The 18,328-nt window shown below is 69.1% G+C and carries 17 protein-coding genes; 2 read left to right on the top strand and 15 right to left on the bottom strand.

The annotated features are described in order from the left end of the window. Positions 1–96: 96 nt before the first annotated feature. From FOF48_RS34225 to FOF48_RS34200, 6 genes are all read right to left on the bottom strand, one after another. Positions 97–2,067 (bottom strand): ArsA family ATPase, encoded by a 1,971-nt coding sequence (locus tag FOF48_RS34225; protein ID WP_143908831.1) that lies wholly within the window; start codon positions 2,065–2,067, stop codon positions 97–99. A gap of 326 nt (positions 2,068–2,393) precedes the next feature. Next, a complete protein-coding gene (nla6, locus tag FOF48_RS34220) occupies positions 2,394–3,833 on the bottom strand; it encodes an enhancer binding protein Nla6 (protein ID WP_143908829.1) in 1,440 nt (479 codons plus the stop codon). Positions 3,834–3,901: 68 nt separating this feature from the next. Continuing rightward, entirely contained in the window at positions 3,902–4,564 is a 663-nt protein-coding gene (locus tag FOF48_RS34215; RefSeq protein ID WP_186002188.1) for a histidine kinase dimerization/phospho-acceptor domain-containing protein, read from the bottom strand. A gap of 256 nt (positions 4,565–4,820) precedes the next feature. Beyond that, positions 4,821–5,288, bottom strand: coding sequence for a dCMP deaminase family protein (locus FOF48_RS34210; protein ID WP_143908825.1), 468 nt, complete (start codon positions 5,286–5,288; stop codon positions 4,821–4,823). 84 nt (positions 5,289–5,372) lie between these two features. Beyond that, on the bottom strand, positions 5,373–6,263 hold the full coding sequence (locus FOF48_RS34205; RefSeq protein ID WP_143908823.1) for a serine protease: 891 nt from the start codon (positions 6,261–6,263) through the stop codon (positions 5,373–5,375). 144 nt (positions 6,264–6,407) lie between these two features. Continuing rightward, positions 6,408–8,663: a PrkA family serine protein kinase gene (locus FOF48_RS34200; RefSeq protein WP_143908821.1), complete on the bottom strand. Its 2,256-nt coding sequence runs from the start codon at positions 8,661–8,663 to the stop codon at positions 6,408–6,410. A gap of 326 nt (positions 8,664–8,989) precedes the next feature. Between FOF48_RS34200 and FOF48_RS34195 the strand changes: the two genes are divergently transcribed. Continuing rightward, a complete protein-coding gene (locus FOF48_RS34195) occupies positions 8,990–10,510 on the top strand; it encodes an Hsp70 family protein (protein WP_143908819.1) in 1,521 nt (506 codons plus the stop codon). A gap of 72 nt (positions 10,511–10,582) precedes the next feature. Here the strand turns inward: FOF48_RS34195 and clpX are convergent, their stop codons facing one another. From clpX to FOF48_RS34180, 3 genes are all read right to left on the bottom strand, one after another. Then, entirely contained in the window at positions 10,583–11,860 is a 1,278-nt protein-coding gene (gene clpX / locus FOF48_RS34190) for an ATP-dependent Clp protease ATP-binding subunit ClpX (RefSeq protein ID WP_143908817.1), read from the bottom strand. Positions 11,861–12,082: 222 nt separating this feature from the next. Continuing rightward, positions 12,083–12,721, bottom strand: a complete 639-nt coding sequence (locus tag FOF48_RS34185; RefSeq protein WP_143908815.1) for a hypothetical protein — start codon at positions 12,719–12,721, stop codon at positions 12,083–12,085. 45 nt (positions 12,722–12,766) lie between these two features. Then, a complete protein-coding gene (locus FOF48_RS34180) occupies positions 12,767–13,669 on the bottom strand; it encodes an AgmX/PglI C-terminal domain-containing protein (RefSeq protein ID WP_186002186.1) in 903 nt (300 codons plus the stop codon). 42 nt (positions 13,670–13,711) lie between these two features. Between FOF48_RS34180 and FOF48_RS34175 the strand changes: the two genes are divergently transcribed. Next, on the top strand, positions 13,712–14,572 hold the full coding sequence (locus tag FOF48_RS34175) for a tRNA pseudouridine(38-40) synthase TruA (RefSeq protein ID WP_143908811.1): 861 nt from the start codon (positions 13,712–13,714) through the stop codon (positions 14,570–14,572). A 10-nt stretch (positions 14,573–14,582) separates the two neighbouring features. Here the strand turns inward: FOF48_RS34175 and FOF48_RS34170 are convergent, their stop codons facing one another. The 6 genes from FOF48_RS34170 to FOF48_RS34145 form a co-directional block, all read right to left on the bottom strand. After that, the gene (locus tag FOF48_RS34170; protein WP_014396701.1) at positions 14,583–14,747 is read right to left on the bottom strand and encodes a ribbon-helix-helix domain-containing protein; all 165 of its coding nucleotides are present in this window, start codon (positions 14,745–14,747) and stop codon (positions 14,583–14,585) included. A 63-nt stretch (positions 14,748–14,810) separates the two neighbouring features. Then, positions 14,811–15,338 carry a hypothetical protein gene (locus FOF48_RS34165; RefSeq protein ID WP_143908809.1) on the bottom strand — a complete coding sequence of 176 codons (528 nt, stop codon included), beginning with the start codon at positions 15,336–15,338 and terminating at the stop codon, positions 14,811–14,813. Beyond that, complete coding sequence (gene larE, locus FOF48_RS34160) at positions 15,335–16,237, bottom strand: ATP-dependent sacrificial sulfur transferase LarE (protein WP_143908806.1); 903 nt, start codon at positions 16,235–16,237, stop codon at positions 15,335–15,337. Before larE ends, FOF48_RS34165 begins: the two co-directional genes overlap by 4 nt. A gap of 92 nt (positions 16,238–16,329) precedes the next feature. After that, positions 16,330–17,085 (bottom strand): adenylyl-sulfate kinase, encoded by a 756-nt coding sequence (cysC, locus tag FOF48_RS34155; RefSeq protein ID WP_143908804.1) that lies wholly within the window; start codon positions 17,083–17,085, stop codon positions 16,330–16,332. A gap of 157 nt (positions 17,086–17,242) precedes the next feature. Beyond that, positions 17,243–17,731 carry a Mov34/MPN/PAD-1 family protein gene (locus FOF48_RS34150; protein ID WP_255442982.1) on the bottom strand — a complete coding sequence of 163 codons (489 nt, stop codon included), beginning with the start codon at positions 17,729–17,731 and terminating at the stop codon, positions 17,243–17,245. Continuing rightward, positions 17,695–18,327, bottom strand: a complete 633-nt coding sequence (locus tag FOF48_RS34145; RefSeq protein WP_143908802.1) for a ThiF family adenylyltransferase — start codon at positions 18,325–18,327, stop codon at positions 17,695–17,697. The genes FOF48_RS34150 and FOF48_RS34145 overlap by 37 nt, the downstream gene beginning before the upstream one ends. Position 18,328: the final 1 nt, after the last annotated feature.

Here is an 18,328-nt window from a genome sequence, read left to right as displayed (position 1 = left end):
TCAACTACCTGGCCCTGGTGCAGGTGGCGCTCATCTTCTCCTACCTGCGCCACCTGCATCCATCAGACACGGCCTAGGGGCGCCCGGCCCGTCACCTCAGGCCGCCTTGATCTTCGCCGGCGGCGCGGACAGCGCGTACCACGCGGTGCGGAACGCCTTGAGCTCGCGCAGCCCCGCGGGGTGACGGCCCAGCGCGGGCGCCATCGTCACGGGCAGGCCGATCTTCTTCTCGATGGCCTTGGCCGCGTTCAGCTCCAGCTTGCGGCGGTTCTCGCACTTCTCACAGGTGGACTTGGGGCCCACGCGGTTGACGAGCACCCGCTCCACCTGGAGCTTGCGCTCCTTCAGGTACTCCACCAGCCGCTCCGTGCGGGACGCCGCCAGCTCCTCGCCGCGCGTGACGACCACGAAGCGGGACTCGCTGGGCGACGCCAGCGCGTCCTCGAAGCGCTTCACGTGCTTGATCATCGCCGCCAGGTCATCCGCCAGCTCGCCCAGGCCCTTGGCGCGGTGCTTGTTGAGGATGGCGTGCAGCGCGCCCAGCCACGTCTTCGCGGTGTCCGCCAGCTCCACCACGCGCACGGACGTCACCTGCGGCGACGAGTCCACCACGATGCGCTTGAACCGCTCCTGCACCAGCGCGTCCGTCAGCACGGACATCGCCGCCAGCTCGTCGATGCCCGGGGGCGCGCACTCCAGCAGGTTGCGCAGGTAGAGCAGATCCGTCGGGACGTCGTTGCCCGCCTTGGGCGCGCCCTCGAAGGCCTTCTCCGCCTTCTCCTTGAGCCGCTTGCGCAGGGCATTGAACCACCCCGCCATGTCCAGCTCGCGCGCGTACAGGCCCTTGGTGCCCTTCACCTGGGTCTCGGTGTCGGTGAGCCGGCTCTGCAGCACGTCCGACAGCGAGTGCGCCGGATCCGTGGAGATGAGGAGCACCGGCCCCTCCTTCTCCGTCAGCGTGACCGCCGCGGCGGCGGCGCAGGAGGACTTGCCCACCCCGCCCTGCCCCACGAAGAAGATGAGCCGCGTGGGCGGCAGCGGCGGCGCCGCGATGGGCGGCATGGACGGGGCGCGCACCAGCGCCGGAGGTCCCTCGGCCGCGCTGAACTCCAGCGCCTTGGTCTCCTTGCCCGCCGCCCACTCCTTGGCGAACTCCTTCAGCCCGTCCAGCCCCCGGGGCGCCACCTCGCGGCGGCCCAGCAGGTTCACGGGCACGGTCTTGTCCAGCGCCTGGTACTTGCGCACGTGCGGCGCCTGGAGGCCGCGGCGGCCCTGGCACGCAGGACAGCCCTGGTGATCCTCCACCTGGTTGACCACCACCTCCGTCACCGGCAGCCCGCGCTCGCGCAGCTGGGTGAAGTACATGCGCGTCTGCGACTCGGGGACCGGCTCCGCCAGCGCCACCAGGTGGAACGCCGTGCGCGCCGGATCCTTCAGCAGCGCCAGCAGCTTCTCCGCCTTCTGGCCCACCTGCTCCAGGAAGCCGCCCTGGGAGGCCTGCGCGGCCTCCGCCTTCTTGCCCTTGCCCCCGGAGGCCGGCACGCGGTCCTGGCCGGCCTTCACGAAGCCCAGGAACTTGCGCAGCTGGGTGGGCAGGTCGAACAGGCGCAGCGTGTGGCTGGTGGGCGCCGTGTCCACCACGATGCGGTCGAACTCGTCCGACTCCAGCAGGTCCACCACGTGGAAGAGCGCCACCAGCTCCTCCAGCCCCGGGACCGCCTGCTGGTAGAGCTTGCCCAGCTCCTCGTCCGACAGGTGCGTGCCCTTCACCGCCGCCTTGGCCAGCGCCGGGAGGTACTCCGCCAAGAACGGCTTGAGCAGCGCGGACGGGTTCAGCTCCGCGCCCCACAGGCCGCCTTCGCCCTTGCCCGCCTGGAGCTTCGTCGGCTTCGCCGGAAGCTTCTTCTTCACGAGGTCCGACAGGGACTGGACCTGATCCAACGAGACGACCAGCACCCGGTGCTTGGGCGCTTCTTCGGAGAGCCTCACCGCGTACGCTGCCGCGAGCGTGGTCTTGCCGACCCCGCCCTTGCCGCCGAAGAAGTGAAGAACTCGCGCGTCGCTCATTGCGTTGTGGCCTTCCTTGTGCCCCCCCGGCGGCACCCCAGATCACTCACGTCGGACGACCGCGCCCGTGGGGGCGGAAGTGGCCCGATATGAAACGTACCGGCCGGGCCCTCACCAACGGGTGGGAGAGTTCCGGAGGATCCCCCGTCCAGGGGTGAAAAGTCAAGAATTGACAGGGGTTTTCGAGACCTCCCCCACCCATTTAAACCGCCCCCGAAGGCCCCGCCCGGGCCCTTGCGGGAGCCCCGCCAGGGGTCCGGAATCCCGGGCCGTCCACCTACCTGACAGGTCAGCGGACGGTAGACGTTGGCCCCCCCTGGGTCCGATCAGCGGGTGAGGAAGCTGCTGGCGCCCAGGGGACCGTCGTTGCCCTGCCCGCCCAGGGGACTGCCGCCGCCCGGGGAGCCCTGGGCCCGGCTCTCCGCCGCGTAGCGGTTGAGCTTGTTGTAGAGCGTCTTCTCGCTCACCCCCAGCACCTCCGCCGTGCGGGCCTTGTTGTTCCCGTTGCGCTGGAGGCTGCCCAGGATGTACTCGCGCTCCACGGCGTCCAGGCTCAGGCCGAACGGCAGCTTGAACGTGTGGCGCTCCGGGCTCTTGCCGGCCATGTCGGGCGGCAGGTGTTCGCGGGTGATCAGCTCCCCGTCGCAGAGGATGACGGCGCGCTCCACGGCGTTGCGCAGCTCGCGGATGTTGCCCGGCCAGTCGTGGTTCTTGAGCACCTCCATGGCCTCCGGGTGCACGCCGGAGACGCGCTTGGCGGAGTCCCCGCGGAACTTGTCCACGAAGTGCTGGACCAGGATGGGCACGTCGTCCCGGCGCTCGCGCAGCGGCGGCAGGTGGAGCTGGAACACGTTGAGGCGGAAGTAGAGGTCCTCGCGGAAGCGCTGGTTCTTGATCTCCTGCTTCAGGTCGCGGTTCGTGGCGGACAGCACGCGCACGTCCACTTCGATCTCCACCTTGCCGCCCAGGCGGCGCAGGCGGCCCTCCTCCAGCACGCGCAAGAGCTTGGCCTGCAGGTCGATGGGGATCTCTCCCAGCTCGTCCAGGAAGAGCGTGCCGCCGTGGGCCATCTCGAAGACGCCCGGACGGCGCTGATCCGCGCCGGTGAAGGCGCCGCGCTCATGGCCGAAGAGCTCCGACTCGATCAGGGTCGCGGGGATGGACGCGCAGTTGATGGCGATGAAGGGCTTGTCCCGGCGCAGGGACAGGTTGTGCACTGTGCGGGCGACGACCTCCTTGCCCGTGCCGGACTCGCCGCTGATGGAGACGCTGGCCTTGGAGGGGGCCACCTTCTCGATCATCTCGATGACCTTGCGCATCCCCGTGGAGCCGGCGATGAGGTCCGTGGAGCCCAGCTGCTTGAGGCGGCGGCGGAGCGTCTGCACCTCGCGCAGGGTCTCCTTCTTCTCCAGCGCGCGGTCGATGCAGACCTTGAGCCGCGCGGTGTCCAGCGGCTTCACGATGAAGTCGTAGGCGCCCTCGCGGATGGCCTCCACCGCGGTGTCGATGGTGCCGCGGCCAGTGAGGAACACCACCGGGCAGTCCGGCAGCTCCTCGCGCAGGTTTCGCAGCAGCCACAGACCATCCGTCTCCGGCATGGCGAGATCCGACAGGACGACGTCGGGCCGGAACTCACCGGCCTTGCGGAGGGCGTCATGCCCGTCGAACGCGGTCTCGACCTTGTGCCCCCAGGCGGACAGCATCTCCGCCAGGGCCTCGCAGGTCTCACGTTCGTCATCCACGGCCAGGATTCGTGCGCTGCCCAAGGTGAAAACCTCCACTGCGATGAAGCGTGATGAAGCCGCGAGAAGAGCGTCAGCGCCCGACGGGGGAATCAGGCGCGCGGGAAGACCAGGCGGCAGGAGCCCGCCCGGACGGTGAACTGGATGCCCAGCTGGGCCGCGCGGAGCGTCAGCGCGGCCACCGTGTCGGTGGCCTGCTCGGGCGCCGGGGAGCCGTCCTCCACCTCCAGCACGGCGTGGGGGCCCTCCGCGCGAACCGCCACGACCACGGTGCCGCCCGGATCCGCGCGGTTGAAGGCGCGCATCAGCACCTGCACCACGAAGAAGCCCAGCTCGGTGGTGTCCTCCAGACGCGCCTGCACGTCCGGTTCGAGGACCCGCTGCACCTGCACCCGGCGCCGGCGGCTCTCGTGGCCCAGCACGTCCAGGGCCTTGGCGGTGGCGTCCGACAGCGGCGCGTCCCCGGAAGGGCCCGCCCCGCGAAACACGATGAAGTCCGAGAAGAGCTTCAGCAGGCTGTCCACGCGCGCGATCTGCTCGCGCATGGCCTTGAGGTTCTTCTCCTGCGTCGCGGGCACCTGACCGGAGTCGCCCTTGAGCTTCTCGGAGAGGACCTCCAGGTGGATGGCCAGCGCGTTGAGCGGGTTGCGAACGTCGTGCAGCAGGCTGTCCATCAACGGCGGTACGGCGTCGTAGCGGGCCGCGCCCACCACGGGGTCCGACACTTCCTGGACAGAAGGCACACTGCTGGCCATCGCTGATGAGCTAACCACCTGGAACTCCTAGGAATTTTCGTCGCCCCACCCCCGCCGCCGCCCTGCCGAAGTCAGGATTTAGGGAGCACCCCTGGGATCGTCAACCCTGGGGCGGTAATTCTTGCCGGAGTTCTAGAATTCCCGTGTAGAGACAACCACTTACGTGGCCTCGCAAGTGTCACTCAACCAACGTCGACCCGGGACCAGGCGATCCGCGCGTCCAGGGTCTGTCCACCCCTGGACATCGCGTTCGGCTTCAGGTGCCGGTACCGCTGGCGGGAGCGGCTGGCGGCTGCGCGGCGGCCCCCAGGCCGACGAGCTGGAGGCCCAGGCGGGCCGCGTACTCGAAGATGCGCGGATCCCGGTAGAACTCGCCAAAGACGATGCGGGTGCAGCCGCTGTTGGCGATCAGCTTGAAGCACGGCCAGCAGGGGCTGGCGGTGGTGTAGATGGTCGCCCCGTCGATGCGGACGCCGTTCTTCGCCGCCTGGATGATGGCGTTGGCCTCCGCGTGGACGGTGGCCACGCAGTGGCCGTTCTCCATCATGTGGCCCACCTCGTCGCAGTGGGGCAGGCCGCGGATGGCGCCGTTGTAGCCGGTGGACAGGATGGTCTTGTCGCGCACCAGCACGGCGCCCACGTGCTTCCTGTCGCAGGTGGCGCGGGTGGCCACCTGCAGGGCGATGTCCATGAAGTACTGATCCCAATTGCCCCGAGCGGACATGCGCGTGAAACCTCCGGAGGATGAGCCCGCAGCTCTAACGCCGCTTCAAGTCCGGACCAACTAAACGGAAAAGCCCCCGGAGGCTCAGCGACTCGCGGTCTTCCGCGCTCCCGCACCCTCCGCGTCGGCCGCGCGCTCCAGCAGCCAGCCGAAGCCCTTGGCCTGGAGGAAGCCGCGCACCTTGGCGCTGGGCGCGGCGAACGTCTCGCCGGGCATGGGGACGTCGAAGCTGTAGTTCTGGGTGGCCACCTCGAAATCCACCTTCGCGGTGCGGTAGCCCTCCACGATGGCGAGCAGCCGCCCCGTCTCCAGGCTGAAGATGCCGCCGCCAGAGGCCCCATAACCAATGGGCGCGTCCGTCTTCAGCATGCGTGGGAGCTTCGTCCGAGGGTCCCACTCCACCTGGGACACCATGCCCCCGGAGATGGACAGCGCGCGGCCGTAGGGGGACGCCGCCACCACCACGTCCTCGCCCGGCTCCAGCTCGTCGTCCCCGGCCAGCTCCGCCGCGGGCCACGTCACGCCCGGCACGCGCAAGAGCGCCAGATCCAGGTCCGGGACCTCCCCCGTGGCCACCACCTCCGCGGCGTACTCGTGCGTCTCCGCGCGGAGATCCATCACGGCCTTGAGCACGGGGTTCTCCAGGTCGCCCTGCTCCACCGCGTGCGCGTTGGTGAGCACGTAGCTGACGGGCCCCGACGCCCCGGCCTCCGTCCCGATGACGACGCCCGACGCCGAGCCGCGCACCTTGCCGCCAACCGTCGTCACCAGCCGCACGTTGAGCGGGAGGATGCGCCGCACCATCGCCTTGCGCGTCGGCCGCGGCGTGGGCTCGGACCTCGCGAGCGCCCGCTCCACCCGCGGCGGGGCCCGCGGAGGCGCCGCGGCCGAGGGGGCTTCGGCGGACGGCGACGGGGCACTGGCACACGACACGAGGGCCCACAGCAGGGGCGTGCCCGACAACAACCGGTTCATCAACACTCCAGGCGCAAGAAGAGGAGGGACGCGAGACGACGACACACGCGCGACTTGGTGCGACGCCCCATCATCCCGAGCCCCGGCCCGGCTTTGAAAGCAGGCGGGCAGGCATCGGCTTCCAGTGCCTGCCCGGCGCGGCCGTCAGGTGTAGCGCTGACGCATGAGGAACAGGATGGCGTCCTTCGCGCAGAACTCGCAGTAGCCGTAGCGCTCCGCCATCGTCTTCAGCGTGTCCTGCACCTGGGACTGCTCGCGCGCGGAGAGCTGGTTGCGGTCCTCGGAGAGGTACTTGAGGATGTTCTCCTTGTTCTTGCGCAGCACGCGCTTGCGCTCCTCGAAGTAGTGGTCGCGCAGGCGCTTGAACATGTCCGGGAAGATGCGCGGGTAGTCCATGGCGCCGTCCGGGTTGTCCAGCCGGTGCGCGCCGATGGACGCGATGAGGCCCCGGCGGAAGTCCGCGGGCGCCTCGCCCTGCGGCATCACGATGGCCTCCACCTCCGCCATGCGCGCCTCGTCCGGCTTCTCCGACTCGCCCGTCACGCGGTTGCGCATCTTCTCCCCGCGCACCCAGTGGCTGACGCTCTGGATGTAGCGCTCCACCAGCTCCCGGTACTGGCCCTCCGACACCAGCCCCATGGAGTCGCGCACCTCCGAGTCCACCCGGTCCAGGTACTCGGTCTCCACCACCCGCACGAACGTCTCGTGGTCGTGGTAGCCGTCCATCACCTCCTGGAGGAGGAACTCGTAGACGCTCTTGTCCTTGCAGAGCGCATGCAGCTCCTCCAGCACGGCCAGCGCGTGCAGGCACTTGTAGTCCGGGTTCTGCGCGGCGTTGAAGAGCGCGGTCTTGATCTCCCTCGCGCTCGCGCCGGAGCGGCCCTCGTAGTTGGGGTACGCGTCCGACTCCTCGTACATCTCCTCGCGCAGCTTGAGCAGCTCCTTGGTGTTCGTGGACGACAGCCGCCCGGGCGCCCCGCCCTCCTGGTACAAGTGCAGCTTCTCCGCCGGGGCCACCTGATCCACCAGCGGCTTCACGTTGGCCGGGTAGCGGTCCGGGATGGGCTTCTTCAGGCGCGTGAGCACCGCCCACATCGCGGCCACCTCCGTCGCGTGGGGCGCGACGTGCTTGCCCACGCTGGTGCCGGTGATCTGCGCGTCGTAGATCTCCTGCTCGACCTTGTAGCGGCGCAGGTACGGCACGCGCACCAGCTCGATGCGGCCCTTGAACGAGGCGAAGTCCGGCAGCTCCTTGAAGGCGGACAGGTGCTTCTCGTTGGAGGACGCGATGAGCACCTCGTCCAGCTGGAGCACGAACGGCTCCAGGGGAACCTCGCTGGTCTCACTGAAGCCCAGCAGGTACTTGAAGGCCTCCAGCGGGCGCTTGAGCAGGTCCGCGTATTCGATGAGGCCCCGGTTGGCGTGCACCAGCGGGCCGTGCGGCTCGAAGAGCACCGTGCTGTGCAGGGCCGCGGGCAGGTTGAGCTGCGTGCGGTCCGCGGAGATCTGCTGCGCGGCGGCGTCCACGCTCATCTGGGGCTCCACCGTCACCGTCCCCACCTGGTAGCGGCGCGACACGTAGAAGCGCTCCACCTGCACGTGCCTCAGGACCTTGAGGTAGTCCCCGCCGTAGGCGTTGAGCAGCGCGGTGTAGATGCGGCGGCACTTGGCGCACAGCTCGCCGTCGCGCACGTAGTCGGACAGGAGGAAGTCCCCCGTCGCCCCGTCGCCGGTGCCCAGGCCCTTCTTCTTGAGCGCGCCCTCCAGCAGGCCCCTGCGCTCTGAAGGGGGGACCGCGAACAGCGGGTGGTCGCGCAGCTCGCACGGCATGCGCAGGTCCAGGGCCTCCGCGTCCAGGTGGGCGTACGAGGTGAGCTCCCCGTCGCCGGACTGCGCACCCGGGCGCTCGCCGAAGCCGATGGAGCCCTTGATCAGCTTCTCCGACGGGAACACCCAGGCGATGCGGTACAGCGCGCCCTGCGGCTGGCGGGAGTAGTCCTCCATGCCCAGCTTCAGCGCGTTCACCAGGCTGGACTTCGCGCTGCCGTTGGGGCCGTGCAGCATGATCAGCTTGTTGATGCGGCCGGCGCGCACGAAGTTTCCCAGCAGGCGGTAGAGGGCGTTCTGCACCTCCTCCTGCCCGGCGACCCGTCCGTCGTGGTCCGTGGACGGCGCGTCGAAGACCTTGAAGCGCCGGATGGTGCCCGTGGGGTGTGGCACCTGCTCCGTGCCGTAGTGGTCCATCACGTCCCGCAGATACTGCGCCGCGTTGCGTGACTGCCCTCTCGGGTCCGCGAAGAAGAGCGACAGGTACTCCTCGAAGGACAGGATGGACCGGTTCTTGACGAAGTCGGCGCTGACCTGCGCGCCCACCTCCTGCAGATAGCCCTTCGCTTCCACGGCGGCTCCCCTCTGGTAGGTGAGTGAATCCCTCGGATGTAGCCACGGCCCTGCGCCGTCGCATGTGAACCCCAGGGGAAGACCTTCGTTCCCGGCCCCCGGGATGTAAAGCGAGCGCCCCCTCTCCCGGGGCCGGTGTGTTGGGGGCCGCGCGCTTGGCGCTGGCCGTGTCCCACCCTGCCAGACGGGCGTCCGGCGGCGGGAGGGGGCAAGGTGTCGTCCGTCGGATGACGGATGGCTGGCGATTCGCGCACCCGGGACGGGTGAGATACGGTGCCGGGAAGCCTCACCTTCTAGCCGCAACGCCTCACCCGGAGCCCACACGGATGCACAAGGAGCCCATCATCGGCATCGACCTCGGCACGACGAACTCGTGCGCGGCGATCGTCGAGGACAGCGGGAACGTCAAGCTCATCCCCTACAAGGGCGGCGAGTACACCATCCCCTCCATCTTCGCCATCGATGACAAGGGCAATGAGCTCATCGGTTTCGAGGCGAAGCGCCAGTGGCAGCTCAACCCGCGCAACACCGTCTACGGCGCCAAGCGCCTCGTCGGACGCACCTTCGGCAGCGAAGTCGTCGACACGATGAAGAAGGTCGTGGCGTACAACATGCGCCCCGGCGCGAAGAACGACGTCACCCTGGACGTGGGCAAGAAGGAGTTCACCCTCCAGGAGATCAGCGCCAAGATCCTGGGGAAGATCCGCGAGGTCGCCTCCAACTACCTGAAGATGCCCATCAAGCGCGCGGTGGTGACGGTGCCCGCGTACTTCAACGACCGGCAGCGCCAGTCGGTGAAGGATGCCGGCAAGCTCATCGACCTGGAGGTGGTGCGGATCATCAACGAGCCCACCGCGGCGGCGCTCGCCTACGGCGTGGGCAAGGGGCTGGCGGAAAAGGTCGTCATCTACGACCTGGGCGGCGGCACCTTCGACGTCTCCATCATCGAGATCCGCGACCGCGTCTTCGAGGTGAAGTCCACCGGCGGCGACGTGTTCCTGGGCGGCATCGACTTCGACAACGCCATCATCCACCACGTCCTCAAGGACTTCGCGGCCAAGACGGGCATCGACCTGGCCACGGATCCGGTGGCCATGCAGCGCATCAAGGACCTGGCCGAGCGCACCAAGATCGACCTGTCCGCGCGCGAGGAGGTGCCCTTCAACATCCCCTTCATCACGATGACGGCGCAGGGCCAGCCGTTGAACATCGAGATGAAGTTCACGCGCAAGATGCTGGAGCAGCTGACCAACCAGCTGGTGGACCGCACCCTCCAGATGGTGGCGCGCGTGCTGGTGGACTCGGGGCTGTCCACCAAGGACATCGACGAGGTGATGCTGGTGGGCGGCCAGACGCGCATGCCCGTCGTGCAGGACCGGCTCACCAAGTTCTTCGGCAAGCCGCCCAGCAAGGGCGTCCACCCGGACGAGGCCGTGGCCATCGGCGCCGCGCTCTACGCGCACTCGCTCCAGGACGACACCAACCTGCGCATCCAGCTGCTGGACGTGATCCCCATGGCCATCGGCCTGGAGCGCGGCGACGGCGGCTTCCACGTCGTCTTCCCGCGCAACGCGTCCATCCCCAACGCCAAGCAGCTGCTGGCCACGACGAGCATCGACAACCAGACCGAGCTCGCCATGCGCATCTACCAGGGCGACCACGACGCGGTGGCGCGCAACGACCTGCTAGGGGAGTTCACCTTCTCCGGCATCGTCCCCGCGAAGGCCGGCACGGTGAACGTGGAGATCATCTTCGACGTGAGCGTGGAGGGCATCCTCACCATGCGCGCGAAGGACCCCGGCACCGGCCGCGAGATGAAGACCACGGTGCGCGTCACCCAGAGCTAGAAACACCGCGGCGCCCCTGCCTGCTGGAGGCGAGGGGCGCCGGGTGGGGACAACGGACCGCCGGGGGAAACCTCAGGCGGTCTTCTTTTCCTTCTCCATGACGATCTGCGGGGGCTCGTGCTTGGTGATCACCTGTTCGGTGATCTTGCACTCCTTGACGCCCTCGCGGAACGGCACGTCGTACATGATCTCCAGCATCGCGTCCTCCATGATGGCGCGCAGGCCGCGCGCTCCGGAGTGACGGCGCATCGCCTCGCGGGCGATGGCGCGCAGCGCTTCCTTGGTGAAGGTGAGCTTCACCTTCTCGATCTCGAACATCTTCTGGTACTGCTTCACCAGGGCGTTCTTCGGGATCGTGAGGATGGTGACGAGGTCATCCTCCTTCAGGTCGTTGAGCGTGGCGATCATCGGCAGACGGCCGATGAACTCCGGGATCATCCCGAACTTCATCAGGTCTTCCGGCTCCGTCATCGCCAGCAGCTCACCCACGCTGCGCTCTTCCTTGTGGGTGATCTTCGCGCCGAAGCCCAGGCCCTTCTCCCCCACGCGGCGCTTGATCACGCCGTCGATGCCGTGGAAGGCACCGCCGCAGATGAAGAGGATGTTGGTCGTGTCGACCTGGACGTACTCCTGCTGGTTGTACTTCTTGCCGCCGCGCGGCGTGACGTTGGCGCGGGTGCCTTCGATGATCTTCAGGAGCGCCTGCTGCACGCCCTCGCCGCCCACGTCGCGGGTGGCGCTGGGCATGTCACCCTTGCGGGCGATCTTGTCGATTTCGTCGATGTAGACGATGCCGCGCGCCGCCTTCTCCACGTCGTAGTCGGCGTTGTGGAGGAGGTTCTGGATGATGTTCTCGACGTCCTCACCCACGTAGCCGGCCTCGGTGAGGCTGGTGGCGTCCGCGATGGTGAAGGGGACGTTGAGGAAGCGCGCCAGGGACTGCGCGAGCAGCGTCTTGCCAGAGCCGGTGGGGCCGATGAGCAGGATGTTGCTCTTCTGCAGCTCCACGTCCTCGCCGCCGGGGCTCTTCACGCCGGGGCGCGGCCGGGAGGTCGGCTTCTTCTGGTAGATGCGCTTGTAGTGGTTGTAGACCGCGACCGAGAGGACCTTCTTCGCCTGGTCCTGACCGATGACGTAGTCGTCGAGGAACGCCTTGATCTCCAGCGGCGTGGGCAGGCTGACCTGCGGCTTGCCCTCCTCGCGTTCGTTCTCGTCCGCGATGATGTCGTTACACAGCTTGATGCACTCGTCGCAGATGTAGACCGTGGGCCCGGCGATAAGCTTCCGGACCTCGCGCTGCGACTTGCCGCAGAACGAGCAGGACAGGTTGACGTGGTGCTCCTTCTTCACTGCCGCCTCCGAGTTCGCCGGCCCCGGTTCGGGACCTTCTCCGCCGACCACCGCACTCCAACACCCGCGAAGCCGCCCACGTCTTTCGACGGCTCCCAGCCCACCTGCTACAGGCCCTGAACCCACTATAGGGCCCTCCCCTCCGGGCAGGAAGCCCGGCGGGGGGACCTTTCCCAGGAGCGTTCAGCCCCGGTCAACGGGTCGGTCTTGGATAACAGCGACTCAGGCGTCCGTCACGCTCGACGCGAGCTCTTCGACATCGTCCGCCAGGGCGGCCGCCCGCTCAGCGACAGCGTTCGGCACCCGACGGCTCCCCGCGAGCTCCGAGGCGAGCTTGCGCGCGAGCTGCGCCAGCTTCCGCACCTGGAGGCTCTCCGGGGGCGGCTCCGGCGGGGGACGGGGGAAGCGCTCGGTGAACTCCTTCTTCAGCTCCGTGGGCGACTTCTCCGGGCTCCAGATGCTGTCGCGCAGCGACTTGTACTCCGTGGGGGACAGCTGGCCGCGCTCCTCGGCGTCGGCCAGGACTTCCACGACCTCGAAGGCGGGGGCCTTCTCCGGGAACTCCTGCTGCTGAAGCTCCTCGGGGGCCTCGTGCTTGGCCAGGAAGCTGAACGAGCGCGTGAGCTTGAGCGCGGTCTGCTTCTTGATGTGGAGCTCCTTGAGGCAATAGGCCTCGAAGGAGGCGTGGCCCCACTCCTCGTACTTCGCTTCGTCCCGGACCTGGACGAGCAGCTTGCCCAGCTCCGCCCAGGTGGACTTGAAGCGCTTGGCGGCAAGCAGGACGGTGTGACGGAACGTCCCCGGAGGGACGCTCATGGCCTTCTTCGAGATCTCGACTTCGGCGACGGATGCGGCGGACATGCCCTTTCTATCGGGCACGTCCGGAAGGTGGGCAAGAAAGTCGCCCTACCCTCGCTTGCCGATGTTGAACGACAGCCCCACGGTGGCGCGCTCGCCGTCGTAGGCCTTGAAGGGCCACTTCTTCAGCTCCGCGAAGAGGCACTCGAAGAGTGGGCCCTGCTTGAACTGGGGGTTGTCCACCCACAGCTTCGCCACGCGGCCGTCGTTGCCGATGACGAACTCCATGGGAATCTTCGCGGCCAGGCCGGGCGTGCGCTCGGCTTCCTCCTTGAAGCAGCGGAAGAGCTTGGACTGGTTGCCGGCGACGACGCGGTTGATGGCGCCCTGGTCGAACTGCTGGGCCATCTCCAGGCCGTCGGGGTCCGTGGTGACGTTGCCCGTGCGGGGCGGCCGGCTGGCGGCGCTGGCCACCGCCGTGCCCGGTGTCTTGCCAGGAACACCCGCCTGCCCCGCGGGGCGATCCGGGCGGCGCGGATCATTGGTGGGATAGGCGACGAGGTCCTCGTCGTCCACGCGGGCCTGGGCGAGCCGGATGGTGGGCGGGTCCATGGTGATGCCGTCGCCCTCCTCGCCCGCGCCGAACAGGCCGTACACCGCCGCGTTGCGCGCCAGGTACCAGCCGGCGATGCCCAGCACGATCGCCACGCCCGCGGCGACCCCGCCCAACACCTTCACGCGGCGCTGGTTGCGCGCCTGCTCCACGCGCATCGTCTGCGCGACGCGGCCCTGGGCCTCGTACCGCGCGATGTGCACCTGGAAGGCGGCGGTGTCCCGGAGATTCCGGAACTCCCTCTCACCGGCGGGGGCCACCGGGCTGTCCGGCGTCAGCTCCCCCGTGTAGAGCTTCTCCACCACCTGGGACGCGGTGATGGGCCCCAGCACCAGGTCGCCCTGTCGGAAAAGCCACTGCTCATCACTGTCCACCGCGAGTTCTTGTCCGGCCAGCATTCGCGCGGAGTATCGTGTGTCTCCCCGCGCCATCGCAACGCCGTGGCTAGACCCTCCGTCAAACGAATTCCCGCCGTACTGTGGACTTGGTATCGCGGCGGAAACTTCCGCGGCTTCCAGCGCCAGGTGGAGGGCCCGACCGTCCAGGACGCCCTGGAGGGGGCCCTGCATGAGGCGGGCTGTCCCGCGACGGTGATGCCGTCGGGCCGTACGGACCGGGGCGTCCATGCGCGGATGCAGGTCATCAGCCTGCGCCTCAATGAGGACGTGTCGTTGGAGGCACTGCCCGGACGGCTCGCGCCGCGCCTGTCTCCGGACGTGGGCATCAGCATCGCGAAGCGGCCGCCGGGCGCCTTCCATTCGCAGTGGAGCGCGAGCGGCAAGGCCTACCGGTACCGGCTGACGCTGGGCGCGGCCCCATCCGAGGCGTGGAGCCCCTACGCGCTGGACGTGGCGGCGGAGGCGGCGCTCCAGTCGGGGCGCCGGGTGACGCCGGAGAAGCTGGAGGCCCTGCTGGCCCGCGCCGTGGGCACGCGGGACTTCACCGCGTTCCACGAGCGCTCCAGTCCCCAGAAGGCGCGCACCCTCGCGTCCGCCACCCTGAAGGACAGGGGGGAAGGACTCTTCGAGGCGCGGCTGACGGGGGATGGCTTCGCGCGCTACCAGGTGCGGTACCTGGTGGGCAGCGCGCTGAAGGTGGCCGCGGGGCTCCTGTCCGAGGAGCAATGGCACGCGGCGCTGGATGCGGGCACCGCCCTGGCCGGCTTCAAGGCCCCGGCGCATGGGCTGATGCTGTGGGAGGTCCGCTATCCTTCCGCGGTGGACCCCTTCGGGCCCGGCGAGCGCCTCCACCCGCCCGGTCTGCCCGACGTGCCTCCCTTCACGGAAGGTCCGCCGGACTGACGCGCGGCGTTCAGTCCACGAAGCGCGCTTCGTACTTCGCCAGCAGATCCGAGATGGCCTCCCGGAGGTACTCGCTCTGACGGATGCGCGTCGTGCGCGACAGCTCCTTCAGGGCGTCCAGCTTCTCGCGGTTGAGACGAAACACGACCGAGGTGAGGCGGGGATTCATGTCCAAGTGCGTGGCCTCCGACAGATGCACACACCCTCTCACAGTGTCGGACAGTCGCAAGAAAACTCCTTACGAGGCCGAGCCCACCGGGATGATCCACTGCAACCCGGTGAAGAGCTCGGTGTCCGCGCGCAGTCCGGAGCCGAACCCGAAGGTGAATCCGAGCCCGCCGTACAGCGCGAAATGATCCGAGAGGGTGTGACTGGCGCCGAACCCTATGCGAGGCCCCAGCCACGGCCCAGAAATCGGACGCACGGAAGCGCCGAGTTCGAAAAAGGTCCTCCAGGACTCGGATCCGAAGACGCTCCGGTACCCGCCGATCAGCGCCAGCTCCTCGCCGGGCCTGCCGGTGCTGCCGCGCACGAGGAGGAACACCTGATCCTCCGCGTAGCCGACGGTGAGCGCCGCCCCCAGATCCAGCTGCCCGGCCAGGCCGGACACGGCGGAGTCGCCGCTGATCCGCTCCGTGTACGTGGCCCCCGGCCCGACGCTGAGGATCAGCGAGCGGCGGCGCGCATAGGGCCCGTCATCCACGAACTCCGCGGCGGCGGCGGGCACCCCGGCGAGGATCAGGACGACCGCCGCGAGTCGGCTCACCCCACCACCGGGAGCGGGAAGCCCTCGGGACGCCCCTGCCCTGCCCCGGCGGCGGGGGCGATGCCGGCGGCCTCGTTGAGGCGGCCGGAGCGGAAGGGCTCCAGATCGAGGGCCACGAACTTGAAGCCCAGGGACTTGAAGGCGCCGTTGATCCGCTCGCGCACGCTGGCCTCGAAGAAGCGCGGGTACTCCTCGCTGGCCAGCTCGATGCGCGCCACGTCCTGGTGGTAGCGCACGCGGAACTGCTTGAAGTCCAGGGCGCGCAGCTCCGACTCCGCGGCGGCGATCTGCAACAGCCGGTCGCGCGTGACGGACGTGCCGTAGGGGATGCGCGACGCGAGGCACGCCATCTGCGGCTTGTCCCAGGTGGGCAGCCCCAGCTTGCGGCTCCAGGCGCGGATCTCGTCCTTGGTCAGCCCGGCCTGCGCCAGGGGGGACACCACCCGGTGCTCCTTCGCGGCCTTGTGGCCGGGGCGGTGATCCTTGAAGTCGTCCGCGTTGAAGCCGTCCAGCACCACCGTGAGGTCCAGCTCCGCGCGCTTCGCCTCGCAGAGGTCGTACAGCTCCGTCTTGCAGAAGTAGCAGCGGTTGGTGGGGTTGGCGGCGTAGTTGGGGTTCGCCAGCTCGTTGCTGGAGACGACGACGTGCCGGGCGCCCAGGCGGGCCGCCAGCTCACGCGCCTCGCGCTCTTCTTCCGGCGCGACGGACGCCGAGAGCGCGGTCAGGGCCAGGGCCCGCTCGCCCAGGACCTCCACGGCGACCTTGAGCACGAACGTGGAGTCCACGCCGCCAGAGAACGCCACCAGGGCGCTGCCCTGCGCGCGCAGGGCTTCGCGCATCGCCTCCAGCTTGGGGAGGGACGCTTCACACAGGGCCTCAATCCGCTCGGGGCTCAGCATGGGGGACTCCTAAAACGAAAGGGCCCCGGATTGCACGCGCATCGCACGTGCAACCTGGAGCCCTTCAACGAAAGAAGGTCAGCGGTGGGGCCTTACCGGGCCTTGCGCTTGGCGGCCTTCTTCGCCGCCGGGGCCGGCTTGCCCACGCGGGCGGCGCGGGTGGCCGGACGCGCCTTGGCGCCCTTGGAACCCTTGTCCGCCTTGGGGGCCTTGGCGAGGACGCGGGCCGGAGGGGCCTCCTCGTCGCGGCGGGCCTTCTTCGGCGGCAGCGGGTTGGCCTTCATCTTCTTGCCGGTGATGGTCTTCAGCTCGTCCGTGGACATCAGCCCCAGGTCCAGCAGCGCCTGGAAGATCTTCGTCCCGCCGTCCTCCACCGACTCCGTGTCGGAGTAGATGGTCACCTCGGGCGAGGTGGGCGGCTCGTACGGCTCCGTGATGCCGATGAAGTTCGGGATCTCACCGTTGAGCGCCTTCTTGTACTTGCCGGTGGTGTCGCGCTCGATGAGCTTCTCCGTGGGGCAGTCGACGTAGACCTCCACGTACTTGCCCACCGAGCGGCGCACCTCCTCGCGGCTCGACTTGTAGGGGCTCACCGAGGGGACCAGCACCGCCACGCCGTTGCGGGCGAGCAGGCCCGCGACGAAGCCCAGGCGGCGCACCACCATGTTGCGCTCATCCTTGGTGTCGCCGATGCCAGCCCACAGGTCGTTCTGGAGTTCGCCCTCGTCGAGGACCTCCACGTTGCGTCCGACCTGCCGGAGGCGGGCCGCGATGTAGGCGGCCGTCGTGCTCTTCCCGGTCCCGGACATGCCGGTCAGCCAGAGGGTGAATCCAGTGTTGGGGGCCATAAGGGTTCAAACTCCCTGCGTCCGGAGCGCTTCTTGCACGCGGCGTGGGACGCGGCAGATCCAGTAGACCCCCGCTTTATAGACGAAAACCCAGTGACTTGACAATTCGGACCCACCTTTCCGCAGGTGGGGGTGCCGGTCAGGCAAGTCCCTGCCCTTACACAGGTTTTTCAAACCTGAAATCCGGCACTGTAAGCGGAACAGTCTGAAAACCGTCCCCGAGCCACTTGGACTGGGAGGCCGAGTCCACCCGTCCGCGATGTATGGCGATCACCACATACGACACGTGCGGCAGGAGTGGGACGCCCTCCGGCGCGGCCTGTCGGCGGTCCTCGGCGGAGAAGACGGCGGCGGCGTCCACGTGGGAGTGGAAGACGCACGCCACCGTCTCACCGCGGGCCTCCGCGTCCAGGCAGACCTGGAGCCACGCCTCCGGGGCGAAGGCGTAGGCGACGCGTGGCGTGGGGGAGGCGTTGGGCAGCAGGACGACCCGCCAGGCGCCGCCCTGCCCCGCCCCTTCCTGGAGGATCACGCCGCAGCCCTCGTGAGGCCACGTCGCCTCCAGGTGGCGGACCATCCGCGCGACGACCTCCGGTGGGAAGGCGGGGATCAGGGCTTCGGGTCCGCCGCCGCGCAGCGCGAGCACCGGCGCGGTTCCAGGTCCGACATCGCGCCGGGCGCGCCCAGCCACTTTCCACCCAGCGCCGGGCCCAGGCCCAACCGCAGCCGCTGGAAGACCAGCGCGCCCAGGGCCCCCAGCGCCACGCCCAACGCCCCGTCTGGCGGCGTGCCCAGGTGGCGCACCGTCTCGCCGAAGCACCAGACGCAGCCGTCCGCGCCCCGGAACACCACCGCGCCGCGCGCGCCGTCACCGCCCAGCGCGACCCAGGGCCCCTCGCCGCTCCATGCCGCCGGCAGCTCCGCGAGCAGCCCGCCTCCCGGGGTGCCTACCGCGTCCGGGTTCACCTCTGGCACCACGCGCGCCAGCACCTCCGGCACGGGCCGGCCCACGTCGTGCGCCGAGGCGAGGAACCCCGGGGACCAGGGCCCCATCGTCAGGGCGCCCACGCCCGTCACCGGGGTGCCGCCGCCCGCGAGATACGCCGCCGCCGTGAGGCCGGACGCGCCCAGGCCGTCCACGCGCGCGCCTCCCGACAGCAGGGCCTCCTGTCCGCGGCCGCCCACGTCCCGCAGGAGGATCTGCCGGGAGTAGCGGAGAATCTGATCCTCACGCAGCGCCATG

Source organism: Corallococcus sp. Z5C101001, assembly GCF_007352635.1.
Classification (GTDB): Bacteria; Myxococcota; Myxococcia; order Myxococcales; family Myxococcaceae; genus Corallococcus; species Corallococcus silvisoli.
Note: the sequence above shows the minus strand (reverse complement) of the source record. Positions and strands in the feature narration are given on the sequence as shown.

Coding starts and splice junctions, on each gene's coding strand:
- FOF48_RS34225 (WP_143908831.1), bottom strand. CDS start 2,067: ATGAGCGACGCGCGAGTTCTTCACTTCTTCGGCGGCAAGGGCGGGGTC.
- FOF48_RS34215 (WP_186002188.1), bottom strand. CDS start 4,564: ATGGCCAGCAGTGTGCCTTCTGTCCAGGAAGTGTCGGACCCCGTGGTG.
- FOF48_RS34210 (WP_143908825.1), bottom strand. CDS start 5,288: ATGTCCGCTCGGGGCAATTGGGATCAGTACTTCATGGACATCGCCCTG.
- FOF48_RS34205 (WP_143908823.1), bottom strand. CDS start 6,263: ATGAACCGGTTGTTGTCGGGCACGCCCCTGCTGTGGGCCCTCGTGTCG.
- FOF48_RS34195 (WP_143908819.1), top strand. CDS start 8,990: ATGCACAAGGAGCCCATCATCGGCATCGACCTCGGCACGACGAACTCG.
- FOF48_RS34185 (WP_143908815.1), bottom strand. CDS start 12,721: ATGTCCGCCGCATCCGTCGCCGAAGTCGAGATCTCGAAGAAGGCCATG.
- FOF48_RS34180 (WP_186002186.1), bottom strand. CDS start 13,669: ATGCTGGCCGGACAAGAACTCGCGGTGGACAGTGATGAGCAGTGGCTT.
- larE (WP_143908806.1), bottom strand. CDS start 16,237: ATGCTGAGCCCCGAGCGGATTGAGGCCCTGTGTGAAGCGTCCCTCCCC.
- cysC (WP_143908804.1), bottom strand. CDS start 17,085: ATGGCCCCCAACACTGGATTCACCCTCTGGCTGACCGGCATGTCCGGG.
- FOF48_RS34145 (WP_143908802.1), bottom strand. CDS start 18,327: ATGGCGCTGCGTGAGGATCAGATTCTCCGCTACTCCCGGCAGATCCTC.